Raw genomic sequence first — 407 nt, forward strand, 5'->3', positions numbered from 1 at the left:
GACGTTCATAAGTCATTTGTTGTGAGTGAACAGCCAGGCTAGGATACTTTCTTCTGCCTGTCGATGTTCCCTTACCCCAGCGGCAAGCTACACATGGGGCACGTGCGCAACTACACCATCGGCGACGTGATCTCCCGCTACCAGCGCATGCAAGGCAAGAACGTTCTGCAACCGATGGGTTGGGACGCGTTTGGCATGCCGGCGGAAAACGCCGCGATGAAAAACAACGTAGCGCCCGCCAAGTGGACCTACGAAAACATCGCCTACATGAAAACCCAGCTGCGCAGCCTGGGCCTGGCGGTGGACTGGTCGCGTGAAGTGACCACCTGCAAACCTGATTACTACCGCTGGGAACAATGGCTGTTCACTCGCCTGTTCGAAAAAGGCGTGATATACCGAAAAAACGG

Annotated in this window: 1 pseudogene; it reads left to right on the forward strand. The window is 55.5% G+C overall.

Going from position 1 to position 407, the window contains the following annotated elements:
• A pseudogene (locus tag ACIQVE_RS05690) lies at positions 1-407 on the forward strand (class I tRNA ligase family protein); the annotation flags it as partial.

The organism is Pseudomonas sp. NPDC098747 (assembly GCF_044760045.1).
Lineage (GTDB): Bacteria > Pseudomonadota > Gammaproteobacteria > Pseudomonadales > Pseudomonadaceae > Aquipseudomonas.